Annotated in this window: 15 protein-coding genes and 2 tRNA genes; 5 read left to right on the top strand and 12 right to left on the bottom strand. The window is 72.7% G+C overall.

The features are described from left to right. Positions 1 to 9: 9 nt before the first annotated feature. Together J2X68_RS18975 and J2X68_RS18970 are read left to right on the top strand one after the other, a co-directional pair. Positions 10 to 831 carry a YceI family protein gene (locus tag J2X68_RS18975; protein WP_310433727.1) on the top strand — a complete coding sequence of 274 codons (822 nt, stop codon included), beginning with the start codon at positions 10 to 12 and terminating at the stop codon, positions 829 to 831. Positions 832 to 880: 49 nt separating this feature from the next. Then, positions 881 to 1,351 carry a PPOX class F420-dependent oxidoreductase gene (locus J2X68_RS18970; RefSeq protein ID WP_310433726.1) on the top strand — a complete coding sequence of 157 codons (471 nt, stop codon included), beginning with the start codon at positions 881 to 883 and terminating at the stop codon, positions 1,349 to 1,351. A gap of 161 nt (positions 1,352 to 1,512) precedes the next feature. Here the strand turns inward: J2X68_RS18970 and J2X68_RS18965 are convergent, their stop codons facing one another. From J2X68_RS18965 to J2X68_RS18925, 9 genes are all read right to left on the bottom strand, one after another. Then, positions 1,513 to 2,277, bottom strand: a complete 765-nt coding sequence (locus tag J2X68_RS18965) for a TetR/AcrR family transcriptional regulator (protein WP_310433725.1) — start codon at positions 2,275 to 2,277, stop codon at positions 1,513 to 1,515. 163 nt (positions 2,278 to 2,440) lie between these two features. Continuing rightward, on the bottom strand, positions 2,441 to 3,994 hold the full coding sequence (locus J2X68_RS18960; protein WP_310433724.1) for an MFS transporter: 1,554 nt from the start codon (positions 3,992 to 3,994) through the stop codon (positions 2,441 to 2,443). Between the two features lie 120 nt (positions 3,995 to 4,114). After that, positions 4,115 to 6,361 (bottom strand): glycosyltransferase family 39 protein, encoded by a 2,247-nt coding sequence (locus J2X68_RS18955; RefSeq protein WP_310433723.1) that lies wholly within the window; start codon positions 6,359 to 6,361, stop codon positions 4,115 to 4,117. Further along, positions 6,358 to 7,926, bottom strand: coding sequence for a bifunctional glycosyltransferase family 2/GtrA family protein (locus tag J2X68_RS18950; protein ID WP_310433722.1), 1,569 nt, complete (start codon positions 7,924 to 7,926; stop codon positions 6,358 to 6,360). Before J2X68_RS18950 ends, J2X68_RS18955 begins: the two co-directional genes overlap by 4 nt. 14 nt (positions 7,927 to 7,940) lie before the next feature. After that, positions 7,941 to 9,569, bottom strand: coding sequence for a HAMP domain-containing sensor histidine kinase (locus J2X68_RS18945; protein WP_310433721.1), 1,629 nt, complete (start codon positions 9,567 to 9,569; stop codon positions 7,941 to 7,943). Then, on the bottom strand, positions 9,566 to 10,306 hold the full coding sequence (locus J2X68_RS18940) for a response regulator transcription factor (protein ID WP_020131327.1): 741 nt from the start codon (positions 10,304 to 10,306) through the stop codon (positions 9,566 to 9,568). Before J2X68_RS18940 ends, J2X68_RS18945 begins: the two co-directional genes overlap by 4 nt. Before the next feature lie 156 nt (positions 10,307 to 10,462). Further along, on the bottom strand, positions 10,463 to 10,837 hold the full coding sequence (locus J2X68_RS18935) for an antibiotic biosynthesis monooxygenase (protein WP_310433720.1): 375 nt from the start codon (positions 10,835 to 10,837) through the stop codon (positions 10,463 to 10,465). 181 nt (positions 10,838 to 11,018) lie between these two features. Next, positions 11,019 to 11,894 (bottom strand): DUF2797 domain-containing protein, encoded by an 876-nt coding sequence (locus tag J2X68_RS18930; protein WP_310433719.1) that lies wholly within the window; start codon positions 11,892 to 11,894, stop codon positions 11,019 to 11,021. Then, positions 11,815 to 12,240 (bottom strand): HGxxPAAW family protein, encoded by a 426-nt coding sequence (locus J2X68_RS18925; RefSeq protein WP_310433718.1) that lies wholly within the window; start codon positions 12,238 to 12,240, stop codon positions 11,815 to 11,817. The genes J2X68_RS18930 and J2X68_RS18925 overlap by 80 nt, the downstream gene beginning before the upstream one ends. Positions 12,241 to 12,477: 237 nt before the next feature. Here J2X68_RS18925 and J2X68_RS18920 point away from each other — a divergent pair, with 237 nt between their 5' ends. Next, positions 12,478 to 12,975, top strand: coding sequence for a MarR family transcriptional regulator (locus J2X68_RS18920; RefSeq protein WP_310433717.1), 498 nt, complete (start codon positions 12,478 to 12,480; stop codon positions 12,973 to 12,975). A gap of 77 nt (positions 12,976 to 13,052) precedes the next feature. On the opposite strand, the gene J2X68_RS18915 is transcribed toward J2X68_RS18920, so the two are convergent. The 3 genes from J2X68_RS18915 to J2X68_RS18905 form a co-directional block, all read right to left on the bottom strand. Beyond that, positions 13,053 to 13,424 (bottom strand): VOC family protein, encoded by a 372-nt coding sequence (locus J2X68_RS18915; protein ID WP_310433716.1) that lies wholly within the window; start codon positions 13,422 to 13,424, stop codon positions 13,053 to 13,055. Positions 13,425 to 13,627: 203 nt separating this feature from the next. Continuing rightward, a tRNA-Arg gene (locus J2X68_RS18910) sits at positions 13,628 to 13,700 on the bottom strand. Between the two features lie 194 nt (positions 13,701 to 13,894). Then, positions 13,895 to 13,985 (bottom strand) — tRNA-Ser (locus J2X68_RS18905). Between the two features lie 156 nt (positions 13,986 to 14,141). Between J2X68_RS18905 and J2X68_RS18900 the strand changes: the two genes are divergently transcribed. Together J2X68_RS18900 and J2X68_RS18895 are read left to right on the top strand one after the other, a co-directional pair. Next, positions 14,142 to 14,690 (top strand): SSI family serine proteinase inhibitor, encoded by a 549-nt coding sequence (locus tag J2X68_RS18900; protein WP_310433715.1) that lies wholly within the window; start codon positions 14,142 to 14,144, stop codon positions 14,688 to 14,690. Between the two features lie 332 nt (positions 14,691 to 15,022). Continuing rightward, positions 15,023 to 19,516 carry a PAS domain-containing protein gene (locus J2X68_RS18895; protein ID WP_310433714.1) on the top strand — a complete coding sequence of 1,498 codons (4,494 nt, stop codon included), beginning with the start codon at positions 15,023 to 15,025 and terminating at the stop codon, positions 19,514 to 19,516. Positions 19,517 to 19,523: the final 7 nt, after the last annotated feature.

Raw genomic sequence — 19,523 nt, 5'->3', positions numbered from 1 at the left:
GTGCATGAGATGGGACTGACCGCGAAGATCCGTACGCGGGACGGGTGGGCCGTGTCGCACGCGGTCGTCACGGTGACCGACATGGCGGGCGGCCAGGTGCTGCGCGCCGAGGCCGACGGAGAGGGAGCCGTACGGGACACGACCGCGCTCGCGCCGGGGGCCTACACCGTCATCGTCACGGCCGTGGGGTACGCGCCCGCCGCCTCCAGCGCGATCGTGACGGCGAGCGGGCGCGCCGAGGTGGGCACGGTGACGCTGGCCCGGCAGGGCGGCACCGAACTGCCCCCGCCCGGGCCCTGGACCGTCGATCCGGCGCACTCCGCCGTCGGCGCGGTCGCCCAGCACCTGGGCATCTCCAGCGTGCGCGGGCGGTTCACGGAGTTCTCCGCGGCGATCGAGGTGGCCCCGGACGACATCGCCAAGTCCCGTGTGGAGGCGGTGATCCGGGCGGCCTCCATCGACACGGGCAACGCCATGCGCGACACCCACCTGCGCTCGGCGGACTTCCTGGACGTCGAGACCTACCCGGAGATCACCTACCGTTCCGACGGCCTGACCGCGGCGGGCCCGGACCGCTGGACCGTGCACGGTGAACTGTCCCTGCACGGCGTCGCCCGCGCCGTCGACCTGGACCTCGCCTATCTGGGCACCGGCTCCGACCCGTGGGGCGGCACCCGGGCCGCCTTCCGGGCCACGGCGGAACTGCGCCGCGAGGACTTCGCGATGAACTACAACCAGGTCGTCCAGGCGGGCATCGCGGCCATCGGCACGACCCTGAAGGTGGAGCTGGACGTCCAGGCGGTGCAGGGCGACGCGCTACCCCAGGCGTAGGCACGGCAGGGTCAGCCGGAAGGGGCGCCGCTGCGCCTAGGCTGGCTCCATGGCACCGAACATCGCGACGAACACCAAGGTCTCCCTGGACGAGTTGCTGGACTTCGTACGGCCCCGGCACCGCGCGATCCTGCTGACCCGGCGCGCCGACGGGAGTCCGCAGGCCTCGCCGCTGACCTGCGGGGTCGACGACTCGGGTCGGATCGTCGTCTCCACCTACCCCGAGCGGGCCAAGACCCGCAACGCCAAGCGGGACGAGCGGGTCGGCGTGCTCGTGCTCAGCGACGACTGGAACGGGCCGTGGGTCCAGATCGACGGCACCGCCGAGGTCATCGACACGCCCGACTCCGTCGAGCCGCTCGTGGAGTACTACCGCAACATCGCCGGTGAGCACCCGGACTGGGACGAGTACCGCCGGGCCATGGTGAAGCAGGGCAAGTCGATCATCAGGGTCACCCCGAACCGCTGGGGCCCGATCGCCACCGGCGGTTTCCCGGCCCGCCTGGTCACCGACCAGTAGGCGCCCGCGCCCCGGTGCGGGCTCCGGCCCGGTGGAAGCCGTCGGGCCGGAGCCCGGACCACGACCCGCCCGGCCCCGGGCCACAGGCACGGGCCACGTCCCACGGGCCACAGCCGGCAGGCGTCAGGCGCGGGCGCGGGCGACGACCGTCAGTTGCGGGATCAGCCGCGTTTCACCATCGCCTCGATGCCCGCGATCAGCAGGTCCAGGGCGAAGGTGAAGTCGCGGCTCATCATCTCCTCGACGGTGTCGCCGCCGCGGGCCGCCATGAGGGACTTCGACTCCTCGATGATGTCGGCGGTCTGCGGGGCGCCGGCCGTCGCGGTCATGGCCTGCCGGAAGTACTCGTCCGGGGTCAGACCGGTGTCCGCGACCCGCGCGAAGAAGTGGCCCTCGATCGTGCCGTAGCCGTACACGAACTGGAAGACGGCCGAGATGGCGCCGGTGATGCCGTGCGCGGGCAGGCCGGTGCGGCGGACGACCTGCTGGACCGTGCGGGAGAAGACGACCGAGTTCGGGCCGATGTTGAGGTAGTTGCCGGCCAGCGGGGACAGCCAGGGGTGGCGGACCAGCAGCCGGCGGTACTCCGTCGCCAGCACCCGCAGCTGCTCGCGCCAGTCCGCGTCCTCGTCCGTCGGGTCGGGCAGCCCCGTCAGCTCGCCGAAGGCGGAGTCCAGGGCGAGTTCGAGCAGGTCGTCCTTGGTGTCGACGTACCAGTACACGGACATCGCCGTCACGTTCAGCTCGGCCGCGAGCCGCCGCATGGAGAACTTGGCGAGTCCCTCCGCGTCCAGGAGCCGCACGGTGGCCTCGGTGATCCGGTCCCGGTCCAGTCCGGAGGGCTGCCCTCCGCCACGGCCACGCCTGCGCGCCTTGCCCTCCAGCCACACACTGCGATGCGCGGCGCGCTTGGCGGTCTCGGCCATGGCAGGACACCTTCCTTCCGGTGAGCGGAGCCTTCCGGTAACTGGGGAAGATGCTAGGCCGCGGCCTGCCGTCGCGGCGCGGGGGACCGCCCTGACATGCGGCTCCGTCGCGCGGCGAGCCGCTGGGCAGGGCGCGCCGGAGCCCTCGTCGGACCCCGGCCCCTCACCCGGCCGCGGGCTCCGACGCCTTCTCCGCGCGCTCCGCCCGGGTCAGCAGGGCCGCGGCCACCACCCCGCCCAGCAGCACGGCGGCCGCCCCGATCAGCAGGCTGACCTCCAGCCCGGAGGAGAACGAGTCGATCACCCGCGCCTTCTGCGCCACCGAGTTCGCCGCCGCCAGCGCCACCGGCAGGGACACCGCCGCGAACCGCGCGTTCAGCACCGCGCCGAGCACCGCGACCCCCAGCCCGGTGCCGAACTCCGCCAGCGTCCCGTTGACGCCCGCGCCCACGCCCGCCTTCGCCGGCGGGATCGAACTCATGATCGCGTACGCCATCGCCGGGCTGGCGACCGACGTCCCCGCGCCGATGAGCAGCAGCCCGGCCAGCATCCCGGAGTAGCCGCCCGAGGAGAGGGTGGCGACGGCCGTCAGGCCCCCTGCCACCAGCGCCATCCCCGTCAGCACCGACACCGGCCCGCCGAGCCTGGTCATCAATTTCGCCGACAGTCCGGTGAAGTTGAGGGCCACCACGGTCAGCGCCAGCGGCGCGGTCCGCAGGCCCGCCTCCAACGGGCCGTAGCCGAGGACGAACTGCAGCTGCTGGGTGAGCAGGAACAGCGCGCCGCCCATCCCGAAGGTGACCAGCACCGCGCCCGCTACCGCCCCCGTGAACCGCCGGTCACGGAAGAACGCCAGGTCGAGCATGGGATACGGGATCCTCGTCTCCCAGTAGGCGAACAGCATGAGGACGACGACCGCCAGCCCCGCGCTCACCAGGACCCGGGACGACGTCCAGCCGTGCGAGGGGCCGGAGATGATCGAGAAGACCAGCGAGGTCATGCCGACGGTCGACAGGAACGCGCCGAGCAGGTCGGGGCGGTCCCCCTGCGGATTCTTCGTCTCGGGGACCAGCGCGACGACGGCCACCAGGCCCAGCGCCGCCACCGGCAGGTTGATCAGGAAGATCGCGCCCCACCAGAAGTGGTCGAGCACGAAGCCGCCGATGAGGGGGCCGGCCGCGAAGCCCAGCGAGTTCACCGCGGCCCAGATGCCGATCGCCTTCGGCTGTTCCTCGGACACGAAGACCTGCATCACCACGGCGAGGGTGGTGGTGAACAGCAGCGCCCCGCCCACCCCCATACCGGCCCGCGCCGCGATCAGCTGGCCGGTGGTGTCCGAGAGGCCGGCCGCGAGCGACCCGATGCCGAACAGCGCCAGGCCCGCGACCAGCATCCTCTTACGGCCGTAGCGGTCGGCGGCGCTGCCCGCGGTGAGCAGCAGACCGGACTGCACCAGCGAGTAGGCGTTGATCATCCACTGGATGTCGGCGGTGGCCGCGTCCAACTCCCGGGTGAGCGAGGGGATCGCGACGTTCAGCACGGTGTTGTCGAGCAGCACGGTGAGCTGCGCGAGGCAGATGACACCGAGGATCAGCCAGCGCCGGGGGTGCCCCGGGGAGCTGCCCGGGGGCGACGAGATCGGGTGCGCGGATGAGGAGGAAGACGGCGAGGAGGAGAGCGACGAGGAGGACGGGGAGGGAGAGGGGGACTCAGGCATGTTCTACACCGTAGAACTTCTCCCATACGGCGTACAACAGAGTTGTCGGGTGCAGCCGGGCGGGCCGGACACGAAGAAGGGCGGTGACCGTGGTCACCGCCCTCCGCTTCACACCTTGCGTCAGCTGCTCGCCTTCTGCGTCAGGTCGTAGAAGGTGGCCGAACCGACCGTCACCTTCTTGAAAGTGGCCTCGACCCAGGAGGTGATCTGTGAGGACGTGCCGCTGCTGCCGCCGCTCATGCCGCCGCCGGAGCCACTGCTGATGAAGTAGTGGATCTTGCCGTCGGTCACGTACTGCTTGAACTGCGCCAGCGTCGGGGACGGGTCGGTGCCGTTGAAGCCGCCGATCGCCATCACCGCGTCACCCGTGGCGAGCTGGTAGCTCGCCGCGTTCTGGGCGCCGATCGCGGCCGCCGCCCAGGTGTACTCGCCGGAGTCGGCCTGCAGCAGCTTCTTGGCCTCGTCGGTGACCGAGGCGCCGTTGAGCAGACCGCCGACGCCGCCACCGCCGCCCATGCCGCCGTCGCCGGTCTGGCCGCCGGGCCCGCCCTGCTGGTTCTGGCCCTGGCCCTGCGTGCCGCCGTTGCCGTTCTGGGTGCCGCCGTTGCCGTTCTGCTGGTTCTGACCGGGCATGCCCCCGCCGGGGAAGCCGCCGGCGCCGCCGCCCTGCTGGTTCTGGCCCTGGCCCTGGCCCTGGTTCTGCGTGTTGCCGTTGCCGTTCTGCGTCTGGCCGCCGGGGCCGCCGCCGAAGCCGCCTCGGCCACCGCCACCCGGGCCGCCGCCGCCCATCATGCTCGCGCCGGACGGACCGGCGGTCACGATGGAACCGGTGTGACCCTCCTGGAGCGTGCTGATCGTGTACGCCGTCGGCCCGGCCAGTGCGGCCACCAGCCCCACCGAGGCCGCCGCGAGGGCGAGCTGACGGTCGATCCGGCCCGCGAAGGTCAGACCGAGCGCGGCGGTCAGGCCGCCGATCAGCACCAGCCACTTCAGCCAGGGCAGGTAGTCGGAGGTGCGGTTGAGCAGGACGTACGACCAGGACGCCGCCGCGACGACCGAGGCCGCGAGGGTGATCGAGGCCCACAGCTCGGCCCGCTTCTCCCACAGCAGACCCGCGCCCATGCCGATCACGGCCGCCAGGTAGGGAGCGAGGGCCACCGTGTAGTACTGGTGGAAGATGCCCGCCATGTAGCTGAAGACGACCGTGGTGATCAGCAGCGAGCCGCCCCACACCAGGAACAGACCGCGGGTCGTCGACGTCCGCCGCAGCTTCCGTGTGGCCACGAGACCGCCGGCCAGCAGGACCAGCGCGGCCGGCAGCAGCCAGGAGATCTGGCCGCCGATCTCGGAGTTGAACATCCGGTCCCAGCCGGTCTCACCCCACTGGCCGGTGCCTCCACCGCCACCGCCACCGCCGACGCTGCCGGTCTCCTCGCCGTTCAGGCGGCCGAGACCGTTGTAGCCGAAGGTCAGCTCCAGGAAGGAGTTGTTCTGCGAACCGCCGATGTACGGGCGGGAGGAGGCCGGCCACAGCTCGACGATCGCCACCCACCAGCCGCCCGCCACGATCAGCGCGCCGGTGGCGACGGCCAGCTGGCCGAACCGCTTCTTCAGGCTCACCGGGGCGCACACCGCGTACACGATGGCCAGCGGCGGCAGGATCAGGAAGGCCTGGAGGGTCTTGGCGAGGAACGCGAATCCGATCGCGACCCCGGCCCACACCAGCCACTTCGTCCGGCCGTCCTCCAGCGCGCGGGCCACCATGTAGCAGGCCACGGCCATCAGCAGGGCCAGCATCGCGTCCGGGTTGTTGAACCGGAACATCAGGGCGGCTACCGGCGTCAGCGCCAGCACGGCGCCCGCGATCAGACCCGCCGCGGCGCTGAACCGGCGGCGCACCGAGGCGTACACGACGGCGACCGTGCCGACGCCCATCAGCACCTCGGGGACGAGGATCGCCCACGAGTTCAGGCCGAAGAGCCTGACCGACAGCGCCATCGGCCACAGCGAGGCCGGGGGCTTGTCGACGGTGATGGCGTTGCCCGCGTCCAGCGAGCCGAAGAACAGGGCCTTCCAGCTCTGGCTGCCGGCCTGGACGGCCGCGGAGTAGAAGGAGTTGGCGTAGCCGGAGGCGCTCAGGTTGTACAGGTAGAGCACAAGGGTGGCGGCCAGCAGGCCGAGGAAGGCCGGGCGGGCCCAGCGGGGGTCCTCGGGGCGGCCGCGCCACAGTCTGCGGTGCCAGGGCTGCTTCGGCTCACCCGACCCGGGGGCCGGGACGGCCGTCTCCGGGGCGTCGGGATCCGTGCCGACCGGCGCCGCGGTCGGCGGCGTGTCCCAGGTCGTCGTCCGGTCGAGATCGGTGGTCATCGGGCGTCCCCCGGGTCGGTGTCATGGGGGCGGCGGACCGGCAGCATCTGCATGGTCGCGTCCCTCCAGGTGCCGTCCGCGGCTTCGCCGGCGCGGAACTGATTCGTCGTGTGGTGGTCGTGCGGGTGCACGACGTGCCGCTGCGGCAGCGGCTGCGTCTGGGGGTGCGGCACGGCCGCGCCGCCGGACCGGGGGGCGCCGGACTGCGGGCCGCCGGACTGCGGAGCACCGGTCGGGTACGTCGGTGAGGAGGCGTGGGGGAAGGGGGCGCCGGGGGCGGAGGCACGCGGGGCGGCCGTCACGCCGTTCGCCGGTTCGTCGCCCTCGCGCCGGTCGGAGAAGACCCAGACGCGGAAGAGCAGGAAGCGCAGCACGGTCGCCGCGAGGTTGGCGGCGACGAGCACCGCCAGCTCGGTGGAGTGCGCGGGGCTGGACGTCGCCGTGTTCAGGGCGAAGAGCGAGCCGCTGGTCAGCGCGAGGCCGATACCGAAGACGACCAGGCCCTGGACCTGGTGCCTGACGGCTCCGCCGCGGCCGCGCACCCCGAAGGTGAGCCGGCGGTTGGCGGCGGTGTTGGCGACGGCCGACACCAGCAGCGCCAGCGCGTTGGCGACCTGGGATCCGCCGAACTGGCGGAACACGGTGTAGAGCAGCAGGTAGAAGAGAGTGGAGAGGCCGCCCACGACGCAGAAGCCGACGAGCTGGCGGGCCAGGCCCTTGGGTACGTCCATGATGTCGCGGTCGCGGGGGTCGTCGCCGAAGGGCCTGGTCAGCCGGTCCAGGGAGAGCGAACCGGTGGCCAGCGCCCGGCCCACGCGCCATACCCCCTTCAGGTCGTCCGTCGCCGTCTTCACGATGTGCACCGTGGAGTTCGGGTCGTCGACCCAGTCGACCGGCACCTCGTGGATACGGAGGCCGGCACGTTCGGCGAGTACCAGCATCTCAGTGTCGAAGAACCAGCCGGTGTCTTCCACCAGGGGGAGCAGAATCTGTGCGACGTCACGCCGGATCGCCTTGAAGCCGCACTGCGCGTCCGAGAAGCGGGCCTGGAGCGAGCCGCGCAGGATCAGGTTGTAGGCGCGGCTGATGAACTCCCGCTTGGGCCCGCGCACCACGCGGGAGCTGCGGGCCAGCCGGGAGCCGATCGCCAGGTCCGAGTGGCCGGAGATCAGGGGCGCCACCAGCGGCAGCAGGGCGTTGAGGTCGGTGGACAGGTCCACGTCCATGTACGCGAGGATCGGCGCGTCCGAGGCCGACCAGACGGTCCGCAGCGCACGGCCGCGGCCCTTCTGCTCGAGCCGGAAGTTCCGGACCTCCGGGACGCGCTCCGCCAGCCGCCGCGCCACCAGGGGCGTGGTGTCCGTCGACGCGTTGTCCGCGATCGTGATGCGGAACGGGTACGGGAAGGTACGCGTCAGATGGTCGTGCAGTCTGCGGACGCACGGCTGGAGGTCCTTCTCCTCGTTGTAGACGGGGATCACTACGTCCAGGACAGGCGTACCGGCTGTGGCGGCCGGGAGGTGCTCCCGCGCCGGCAGGGTGCCGGGAGAAGAGTCGGTTCGCATGACATCGACTTTCGTCAGGCGCCCTGTTGCACCCATGTGGTGGCACTGTGCTCGACCTGTGAGTCGAGTTGCCAGTTCGTTTCGGGGGAGGGCTGGGGAACGGCCGGGGCAAGAGCGGGCAAATGCACGGTAAACACGGTCTGCCCGGGCACGCTGTCCACCGTCACGGCGCCGCCGTGCGCGGTCGCCACGGCCTGCACGATGGCGAGGCCGAGACCGGTCGAACCGGTGGTGCGCGAGCGCGCCGAGTCGCCGCGGGCGAACCGTTCGAACACATGCGGGAGCAGATCGGCCGGGATGCCCTGACCGTTGTCCTGGACGTCCACGCACAGCCACGGTCCGCGGCGCTGCACGCGTGCGGTGACGGTCGTGCCGGGAGCGGTGTGCGTCCGGGCGTTGGCGAGGAGGTTGACGAGAACCTGCTGAAGACGTGCCGCGTCGGCGGAGACCAGCGCGGGTTCGTCGGGAAGTTCGAGGCGCCAGACGTGGTCGCGTCCGGCGGCGCGGGCGTCGCTGATGGTGTCGATGACCAGGGGGACCAGGTCGGTCTGCTCGAACTGCAGCGGACGGCCCGCGTCGAGCCGGGCGAGCAGGAGCAGGTCCTCGACGAGGAAGGTCATCCGGCCGGCCTCGGACTCGATGCGCCCGAGGGCGTGCCGGGTGTCGGGCCCGACCTCTTCGCGGCCGCGCCGGGTCAGCTCGGCGTATCCCCTGATGGAGGCGAGCGGCGTACGGAGCTCGTGACTGGCGTCCGCGACGAACTGGCGGACCCGCATCTCGCTCTCCTGGCGGGCGTGCAGGGCGCCGTGGACGTGGTTCAGCATCCGGTTGAGCGCGGCCCCGACCTGCCCGACCTCGGTGTGCGGATCGGTCTCGGCCTCCGCGACCCGCTCGCTGAGGTTGACCTCGCCGGTGTGCAGGGGGAGTTCGGAGACGCGGGTGGCGGTGGCGGCGACCCTGCGCAGGGGGCGGGTGGCGACGCTGACCATGACGGTGCCCGCGAGGGTGGCCGCGATGAGACCGGCGACGGTGAGGCTGATCTCCACGAGGATCAGGGTGCTGATGGTCCCGTCGACGTCGGAGGTCGGGATGCCGACGTAGTAGTCGCCGTTGTTGCCGTGGATGTACTGGACCCGGTAGGTGCCGAGACCGGGGATGTCGACGGTGTGCCGCTTCTCGTCCTGCGCGACCGAGCCGAGCACCTTCATCTGGGCCTCGGTGAGGTCCTCGGAGCTCATCTGCGGGATGTTGTTGTCGTCGTTCTTCTTGTCGCCGACCTTGCCGCTGGTGATCGAGCCGTTCTCGACCTCGGCCGCGAGAGCCTTCTGCGGTCCGGGTCCCCGGGCGACGAAGTCGTCGAGGGTCATCTGCTGCCGGGGCGCGTCGGCGCCGTCGGCGTTCTTGGCGCCGTCCTTGCCCCCGGGCCCTCCGGCGGGTCCGCCGGAGAGGCGCATGGCGGACTCCTTCAGGGAGCCGTCCAGCTGCCCGTACAGGTGGTCCCGCAGCACGAGGGTGGTCACGGTGCCGATCACCGCGCAGATCACGGCGATCAGGGTCACGGACACGACGACGAGCCGCGTCCGCAGGGTGCGCGGCTTGCCCGCTCGTCGCTTCTGCGGACTCGGCCGTCGTCGCCCGCTCATGACACAGCGGGCTTGATCAGGTACCCGGCGCCGCGCCGGGTGTGGATCATCGGTTCGCGTCCCGCGTCGATCTTGCGTCGCAGGTAGGAGATGTACAGCTCGACGACGTTGGCCTGGCCGCCGAAGTCGTAGGACCAGACGCGGTCGAGTATCTGGGCCTTGCTGAGCACGCGCCGCGGGTTGCGCATCAGGAAGCGCAGCAGCTCGAACTCGGTGGCGGTCAGGTGGATGTTGTCCCCTGCCCGCGAGACCTCGTGGCTGTCCTCGTCGAGGGTGAGGTCCCCGACGACGAGCACCGAGTCGGAGCGGCGGTCGGCGGCGCCGGAGCGCCGGATGAGTCCACGCAGCCGCGCCACGACCTCTTCGAGGCTGAACGGCTTGGTGACGTAGTCGTCGCCGCCCGCGGTGAGACCGGCGATCCGGTCCTCGACGGCGTCCTTGGCCGTCAGGAAGAGCACCGGCACCTCCGGCAGCTCACGGCGCAGCCGTCCCAGGACGGTCAGCCCGTCCATGTCGGGCAGCATCATGTCGAGCACGACGGCGTCGGGGCGGAACTCCCGGGCGGTCTGGATGGCGCCCGTGCCGTCTCCGGCACTCCGGATCTGCCATCCCTCATAGCGCAGGGCCATGGACAGCAGTTCGGTGATCGACAGCTCGTCGTCCACCACAAGCACTCGGACGGGGCTCCCGTCCGGCCTCAGCAGTTCGGTGCGCCCCTGGGGCGAGGTCGTGGTCATGGCGAACACCTTGGCCGGGTCCCCTGAGAGCACTCTTTCACTAATCTGTGATTTCCCTGAGAAACGCACAGGCGCCTCTCAGGGAACACCTGGGAACCCTTTGCTCCGCATCGGCTTCGGCGGGCGTTATGCCCGGTACGGCATACCGTGTGCCCCTCAGGACACCTGCTCCGTGAGAATCGCCTGGGGCTTCCGCTCGAATCCGTGGCTGTGTTCCACCTTGGCGATGTGCAGGCTGTACCGCTCGTACCAGTGGGCCCGCCCGTACTCCTTGGCCGCCCGGTGCTCGGCGTGCGTCCGCCACTGCTCGATGCCGTCGAGATCGCGGAAGTACGCGACGGTGATGGCGAGTCCGCCGGGGGTGCGGGCCGAGTCCTCCCCCAGGAACCCCGGGACGTCCCGGACCAGTTCGCCCAGCCGGTCGGCGGTCTCGCCGTACCCGTCGTCCTCCACGGTGCGCACGGAGGTGAAGACCACGGCGTAGTAAGGGGGTTGAAGTGCGGAAACAGGTACTACACGCTGTTCGCTCATGTCACCCACGATCGGCCGGGCGCCCCTCTCCGGTCCAGCCTCCTTACCGAAAGGGATCCCCCCGGGATCCAACTCTTTACCCGGCCGGACCCGTTGCCCGCCCGCGCCTCCGCCCGCCCGGTCACGTCCGCGCCATCACGTCCGCTCAGGCACGCCCGCGCGGCCCGGCACGCGCCCCCGCTCAGAACAGCCCGTCCTGACGATGGTCCGCCTCGACCTCGAAATGCCGTACGGGAAAGGCCGGTTCACCCCCGGTCGCCGGCACCAGCCGCCACCCCCGCATCAACCGGGTGTCGAGCACGACGACCCCGTCGGGGGTTGCGAGGTGCAGATCGGGTCCGGCGGCCGCCACGAGCTCCCCGCTCACCGCCGCGCCGGGGACGAGTTCGCCCACCTCTGCGAGCGCGGCGGGCGCTCCGGCCAGCCCGAACGCCCGCACGTGATCGACCGGCAGGAAGGGCGCACGCTCCAACGACTCCGGCCAGCCGTCCAGTTCCACGGCGCGCGCGTACACGTCGCGTATCTCCGCGGCCCGTTCCTCCCGCGCCTCGGGCAGCGCGGCCCGCACCGCACGCTTCTCGGCGTACGGAATCCGGTCCGGCACCCGCAGAGCGGCCCGCAGCAGCTCCTCGGTACGCCGGGTTGCCATCAGCGGCCCGCTGCCGAGCCAGCTGAAGCAGACGGCGCCCTGCTCCAGCAACCGCACCGAACCCCGCTCGACCGCCGTGATCCCGACCTTGACCAGACCCGGCCCGAACCACGCGAGGTACACCCGGTACAGCCGCGGGTCGTCGGCGACGCGGTCCGCGGCGACCGAGTGCGCCCGGTCCAGCCGCGCGCACTCCTCACAGCGCCCGCCCGCGCTGCGCCCCGGCACGACCACCCGCCGGGGACACGCGTGCCCCCGCGCCCCCGCGCACTCCCGCACACCTCCCTCCACCACCGCGAAGGAGACCCGCTTCCCCCAGGACAGCGGGCTACGACGCCCCCCGTCCCACATCAGCTCCGGCCCCTCCGCCGACCACCGCAGCCCCGCGCACTTCCATGCCTGTGCCATCACCCACCACGGTAGGCCCAGGCACTGACACCGCCGGCCGGGCCTCGGGCGCGCGCCCCGCCAGCCGGCATCCGAGGCACGCCTGATGCCCGTCCCTGGCCCACGGGTCCCGGACCCCCATCCCCCACTCCGCCCGCGGCCGCACTCCCGGCGGCTTGCCCCACCCGGCGAGGTGCAGCCCCCAGGTGACCAGGGCGCCCAGCGCCACGATCACCAGCCCGACGGCCAGGAGGACCCCGGACACGGCACACACCCCCACGCCCACCACGGCGGTCCCCACGGTCACGATGCCGACGCCGGTCCAGCCGGCGACCGTATGACCCTCGTCGTACAGATGACCCGCCACGTTTCCCTCACCTTCTAAGAAGTTTCCATCTAGAACCTCTTAGAGGGTAAGAGAAACCGAAAGCGGATAACAAGGACCCAGCACGAACAACGCCACACCCCGCAGACCGCCGTCCCCGCGGGCCCGCAGTCCGTAGACCCGCAGACCCGTCAGGCCCCTGGGCCTTCGGACCCGCAGGCCGCCGAGCCCGCTGACCGCTGACCGCTGAGCGACGAACAAGGAACAAGAGAGCCCGAGATGCCAGCCGAGCCGACACCGCCGCACACCGGCCGCCCCGCCGCCACTCCCGCGCAAGCACTCGCGGCGATGGACGACCTCATCGCGGCCAGCATGGTCGGCCAGCAGGAGATGGCCCAGCGCCTTGGCCTGAACGTCACCGACCTGACCTGCTTCGCCTACGTCATCCAGGCCGGGGAGTCCCTCCTCACCGCGGGCGACCTCGCGAACCGCGTCCACGTCACGACGGGCGCCGTGACCGGCATCCTCAACCGCCTGGAACGCGCCGGCTATGTCACCCGCCGCCCCGACCCGGAGGACCGACGCCGGGTCCGCGTCGCCGCGATCCCCTCCGCGGTCGCCCGCGTCCACGCCCTCTACGAGCCCTACTACGCCCGCCTCAACGCCCTGTTCGCGGACTACTCCCCCGAGGAGACAGCCGTCCTGACGGACTGGTTCACCCGCGCCACGACCCTGGCCCACACCTACCGGGAGGAACTCCGCGTCCACGACGACTGAGGGGAATGCGCGCCGAGGCACCGGCAGCGCCTGGCCGTCACGGATCGAAGGCCGGCGGGTCATCGGCTACCGGACGACTACCGGACGAGGTTGCTCTTCGGACGGACCACGCAGAACTCGTTGCCCTCGGGATCGGCCAGCACGGTCCACGACTCGTCGCCGCCCTGCCCGACGTCCGCCCTGCGCGCGCCGAGCGCGAGGATGCGCTCGATCTCCGCCTCCCGGTCCTCCGCCGCGGACGTCAGATCCAGATGCAGCCGGTTCTTGACGACCTTGCGATCCGACACCGGCATGAAGCAGATCCCCACGGGGGCCGCCTCGTCCACCCCGATCACCACCTCGCGCTCCCGCTCGGACAGAATCCGCCACCCCAGCACCTCCGCCCAGAACCGGGCCAGACCGGGCAGGTCATGGGCGTCGATGACGATGTGATGCAACGAGAGAGGCATGCCGGCCAGTGTTCCCCCGACGGCACGGACGGACCAGCGGGCCCGATGACTCCCGGAGCGACCCGGGCCACGCCGCCCAGTCACCGGATCACCCCTTCCGGGCTCCCCAGGAAGCCTCTTTCGGAGCCTCTCGCGGGGACGTTGAGGTCACCCGCGGACACCAAAGACCCCGCCGGGCGAACCGGCGGGGCCTTTGATCGATGTGCACTCGGCAGGATTCGAACCTGCAACCTTCTGATCCGTAGTCAGATGCTCTATCCGTTAAGCTACGAGTGCTTGTTATTCGGTTTTTCTGTCTTCGCTCTCGGCCCTTGCGGCCCGCTCGCGGCGACAGGAAGAACATTACATGACTGCCGCCGACATGTGAAATCCGTTTGCCATACCGCTTGTGAGCTGCGGAAACGCTTGTCTGATGGCCTCTGAGGAACGACGAAGCCCCGGTCCTGTGGACCGGGGCTTCGGTGATCGCGCGGAGGCGGAGGGATTTGAACCCTCGATGGGATTGAAGTCCCAAACCGCATTAGCAGTGCGGCGCCATAGACCGGACTAGGCGACGCCTCCAGCACAACCGCTCGCGTGTGTGCGAGTGGTGCGTGCAGATGATGACACAGCCGCAGGGCGTGTCACCAATCGGCGTCCACGGTACTAGGCAGGTGGGTCGCAGGGCAAAGCGGTTGCGGGGCGCAACGCCGTCGCGGGGCTCGCGTTAGTCCTGTCATGTTCCAGGTCACCCCACTGCGACGGCTCGCCGTCGCCGCGTCCGCCGCCTGTGCCGCCGTGGTCGCCGCGTCCGGTACCGGGCCGGCCGCCGCGTACGCCGCCGGGTCGGCGGGCGCCGTCACCGCCGTCACCACTGTCACCACCGTCTCCGCTGCCTCCGGCGTCACTTCTCTCGCGCCGCCGCCCGTCCGGGAGGAGGACCGGGTCTCCGGCGATCACCTCACGGTCACCGTCCGGCACGCCGGCGGACGGGCGGACGGGACGTTCGAGCTGTACTGCCATCCGGGCGGGGGCAGCCACCCGGACGTGGAGAGCGCCTGTCTCGCGGTGGACCGCAACACCCGGTGGGGCAGGGACGCCTTCGCGCCCGCCCCGGAGGGCGGCGTCTGCACCATGCGGTACGGCGGGCCGGCCACCGCCCACGTCACGGGCCGCTGGGCCGGACGTCCGGTCGACGCGACGTACGACCGGAGCAACGGCTGCCGGATCGAGCGGTGGGACCGGCTCGTGCCGCTGCTGCCCGACCTGCGCCCGGCCGTCCGCTGACGCCCGGTGTCCGAGGAGTGCCGTCCCGCCGCCACGGCCGTGCGCGGACAGGCGACGCGTGGCGGAAGCACCGGTTCCGTAAAGGTCGCGCGAAGGTCCCGCGCAGTCCGGGCGGAATGCGGGGCGCGCACGGGAGCCGTCCGTCCCGCGCAAGGACAGGCCACGACGGGTGAGGACACACGTTCTGAGTCACTTCGTCGTGCGAGCTCGCTCTCATCCGGCGCCGCCGACGGGACCCCAGCCCTTAGACTCCCTCGCGTGACACGGTGCGGGCCGGTTGGCAAGATGGCCCGAACGGTCGGCAAGGTGCGGTAACAGGGAGGAAGCGACTCGTGAGCAGCAGGCCATCCCGAGGCGCTGCTCGCCTCGCAGCCATACTCGACGCGCTCCCCGATGCCCTGGTGCTGGTCAACGCCAACGGGACCGTCGTCAACGCGAACACCATCGCGCTGGAGGCGTTCGAGACGCCGGGTACCGCGCTGGTGGGGCGGGGCCTCCTCGATCTGCTGCCGCAGTTCGACTCCAAGCTCATCCCGGGGTCCATGCGGCGGCCCGACCACATGGACCCGCGCGGGCGGACCAAGCCGACCCGGATGGTCGCGCGCCGCACCGACGGCAGCGAGTTCCCGGTCGAGGTCACCAGCGCCAACCTCGAGAACGGCCAGCAGGCCTACGACGGCTACGGCTACTCCTCCGCCTCCGACGAGCTGCTGATGCTCGTCGTGCGCGACCTGTCCGGGACCGTCGACACCGAGGCCGAGCTGGCGCGTTCGCAGCGGCAGACCGAAATGATCCTGCGAGCCGCCTCCGAGGGCGTCGTGGGCACCGACACCGACGGGCGCATCGTCCTCGTCAACCCCGCCGCCGCCCAGATACTGGGATACCGGGCCAGCGACCTCGGCGCCAAGGAGCTGCACACTCTCGTGCTGCACTCGCGCGCCGACGGCTCGCCGTTCCCGTACGACGAGTCGCCGCTCGCCGACACCCTGCGGTCCGGGCGCAAGCACCGGGTGCGCGGACAGGTGCTGTGGTCCAAGAGCGGGGACCGGGTGGCGGTCGACCTGACGACCGCGCCCGTGCGGGACGGCGATCAGCTCGTCGGCGCCGTCATGACCTTCACCGACCGACGGCCCTACGACGCGCTCGCCGAGGAGAAGGACGGCGTCGAGAAGCGGCACGCGGACGAGTTGGAGAAGCTCTCCGAGGAGCACGCCTCCGACCTCACCGCGCTGCGCCAGCAGCACGTCGCCGAGCTCGAGGAGCTGCGCGAGCGGCACGAGGAGGAGCTCGCGGCGGGCGAGGAGCGCTACGCCTCGCTCGGCGAGCGCGAGAAGGACCGGTACGAGGCGCTCGCCGGGCGGCACGAGCAGCTGCTCACCCTGCTCGGGGATTCCCTGCGCGGCCCCCTGGACGAACTGCGCCGCGAGCTGGCGGCGCTCGCCGCGGACGACGCCGGACAGCTCTGGCCCGAGGCCAACCAGGTGCTCCATCACCTGTCCGCCGGTTACTCGCGGATCACCACGCTCATCGACAACGTGCTCGGCTACCAGCGTCTCGACACCGGGTCGGAGGTCATCGCCCGGTCGAAGGTGATGCTGGACGCCGTGGTCGCCGCCGGTGTCGACGGCGCGGTGGATCTCATCGGGCCGGGACGGGTGCAGTTCGCCGTGCACGCGCCGCCCATCGAGGCCGAGGTCGACGCGCGGCTCCTCGCGACCGCGCTCGCGCACCTCGTGGCCGACGTCGCGGGCGTCGACGCCACCGGCAACGCGCCCGTCTCGGCGGGCGGTTACATGGACAACACGGTCGTGGTGGCGGCCGCCCAGCGCGGTGAGGTCGTGCGCATCGAGGTGCGTGGGCCGTACGCCGGCGGCGACCCCGTGCACGAACCGATCGTGCGGGGGATCGTGCGGGCGCACGGTGGCGTGCTCCAGACGCACGAGGTGCCGGGCATGAGCGGCAGCGCGTACGTGCTGGAGGTGCCGTTGGGCGGTGGCGCGGGGGCCATGGCGGCTCCGGCGGCCATGGCCCTGCCCGCTCTCGCGGCCGGTGGCGACGCCGCCTCGGGGGCCTCCGCCGCCCTGCCCGCGGAGGAGGACGTCCCGGGTGAGTACGGCGCCGGTGGACGCCGACGGGCGCGGCGGTCCTCCGTCGACGCCTTCCTGGAGGGCGACGTCCCGGGCGCGGAGGGCGGTGCCGACGCGGAGGCGGCCGTTCCGACCGGACGGCGACGCAGGCGGGCCGGGGCGGCGGCCGCGGAGGAGATGCCGGCCGAGGTGGCGCCCGCGGTGGACGAGGCCGAGGGCCCCGAGGGCCCCGGCGGCACCGGGCGGCGGCGTGGCCGGTCGGCCGAGGTCGCCGTCATGGGGTCGGACGCCGGGACGGCCGCGGCGATCGACGGCGGGGTGAGCGAGGGCGCCGTCGTCACCGCCGCCGAACACGCGGCCGGAACCGCGGCCTCGGGTACGGGACTCGGCGGCACCGTTCCGCCGCAGGGCGTACCCGTACCGGCCGGACAGCGGGCCCCGCACCACGCACCGGACGGCCGGCCGCAGCAGAACGCGCTGCCGGCGGCGCTGCCGGCGCTCGCGAGCGCACCGGCCGAGGGCCCGGGGGCGGGTCCGGGAGCCATGACGCAGGCGGAGACGGAGGAAGGGCAGCCGACCGGCCGGCGGCGGCGTGCCCTGGCCGCCGCGAACGAGCGCGCGGCGGCGCAGGAGGCCGGACCTCGCGCGGTGTTCGCCCTGCCGCCCGCGGAGGCCGACCGGGCGCCGGACGGTTCCGTCGGCGCCGATGCGGCCGCCCAGGCCGTCCAGCCTGTCCAAGCCGCGCAGGCCGCCCAGGCCGCGCAGGCAGTGGGCCCGATCCCGGTGCCAGGTCCGGTTCCGGGTCAGGCTCCCGCTGCGGCTGCTGCGGCTCCGGGAGTGGCCCAGGCTCCGGGGGCCGTCCAGGTGCCCGCCCAGGCACCGGTGCCCCCGCAGGGGCAGACGCCCGTTCCGGCCCACATGCCGCTTCCGGCCCACATGCCGGTTCCGGGCCAGGCGCCGGTTCCGGGTTCCCTGGACTCCGCGGTCGACCACGGGCGGCACGACGCCGTCCCGCACGACCAGTCCGACGACCACACCCCGCCCCAGCCGCACCCCACGAACGCGCCCACGGGCCGCCGTCGACGGGCCGCCGCTCAGGCCCCGGAGGCCGCCGCCCCGGGGCAGGCCCAGCAGCCCCAGCCGCAGTCCCCGTCCCAGCCGCAGCCCGTGGGACAGGCCGTCGCCGCCGCGCAGCCCGCCGCAGGTCAGCCGCTCCCGGCGCAACCCGCCGCAGGGCAGCCGCTCCCCGCGCAGGCGGTGCCCGGCCAGGCCGCCCCCGCCCCCGCCCCCGTGCCGAACGTGCCCGGGCAGGGTCAGCCGCTCCCGGCCGAAGCGGCCCCCGCGCCGGCGGCCGCGCAGCCCGCGCCGCCCGCGACGACGCCGAGCGGTGGCACCCCGCTGCCGCCCGAGGCCGCCGTGGGGCAGCCGCGCGCGGCGCAGCCGTTGCCCGCCGAGGCCGCGGGCCGGCCCGTGGACCCCAACTCGACGCAGGGCCGGGCGATCAGCGTGCGGACCCTGGGTCAGGGCGTGCCCTTCACCCGGCAGGCCGCGCAGGTGCAGCAGGCCCAGCAGCTGCAGCAGGCACAGCAGGCGATGCGTCCCTCGCAGCCGGGGCTGCCGTCGGCGCAGTCCACGGCCACTCCCGCGCCGCACGCCCCCGGTGGTTCCGGGCGGCGGCGCAAGCTGGGTACTCCGCCCGACCCGACGACGCGCCCGGAGCAGACGGCGCGTCCGCACCCCTCGGCCGAGCAGCCCGCCGTGCCGCAGCCCCCGGCGCAGGCGCAGGCCGTGACCGCCCCGGCGGCTGCCCCCGGGCCGAACAACCCCGTACCGCATCCCTCTCTCGCGGGTCAGTCGCGGCCGGCGCCCGGTGGACCGGGGACCGAGGGCGCCGGACGGTCGTACGCCATAGGGGCTCCGGACGAGAACGCCGCCGAGGGGCCCGAGCCGCTGGACGGGCCCGGCGGGGCCGTCGAGGTGGCGGATCCGCCGCGGCCGCAGCCGCTGGACGACGAGCTGCCGCCGGAGCCGCTGGACAACCCGCGTCGGCTGCTGGTGTGGCCGGCGCCGGACGTCAGTACCCAGCAGGCGCTCAGCGACCGCGGGTACCGGCCGGTGATCGTGCACTCGCGCGAGGAGGTCGACGCGCAGATCGCCGCCTTCCCGGCCGCGCTGTTCGTGGACCCGCTGACCGGGCCGATCACCCGGACCGCGTTGCAGTCGCTGCGCACGGCCGCGGTGGCCGCCGAGGTTCCGGTGCTGGTCACGGCCGGGCTCGGACAGGCGACGCGCGAGGCGGCGTACGGCGCCGATCCCGCCGTCCTGCTGAAGGCGCTCGCGCCGCGCGACAGCGAACAGCATCCGCCGCGGGTGCTGCTCATCGAGGAGCACGCCGAGATCGCCCTCGCCCTGACGTCGACGCTGGAGCGGCGCGGGATGCAGGTGGCGCGGGCGGCGAGCGACGCGGACGCCGTCACGCTCGCCGGGCAGCTGCGGCCGAACCTGGTCGTGATGGACCTGATGCAGGTACACCGGCGCCAGTCCGGGATCCTGGACTGGCTGCGGGCGAACGGCCAGCTCAACCGCACTCCGCTGGTCGTCTACACGGCCGCCGTCGACCCGGCGGACCTGCCGCGGCTGGCGTCGGGGGAGACGGTCCTCTTCCTGGCCGAGCGCTCGACGAGCGCGGAGGTGCAGAGCAGGATCGTGGACCTGCTGGCCCGGATCGGCACCAACTAGGACCCGG

The organism is Streptomyces sp. 3330, from assembly GCF_031456635.1.
Taxonomy (GTDB): Bacteria; Actinomycetota; Actinomycetes; order Streptomycetales; family Streptomycetaceae; genus Streptomyces.
Note: the sequence above shows the minus strand (reverse complement) of the source record. Positions and strands in the feature narration are given on the sequence as shown.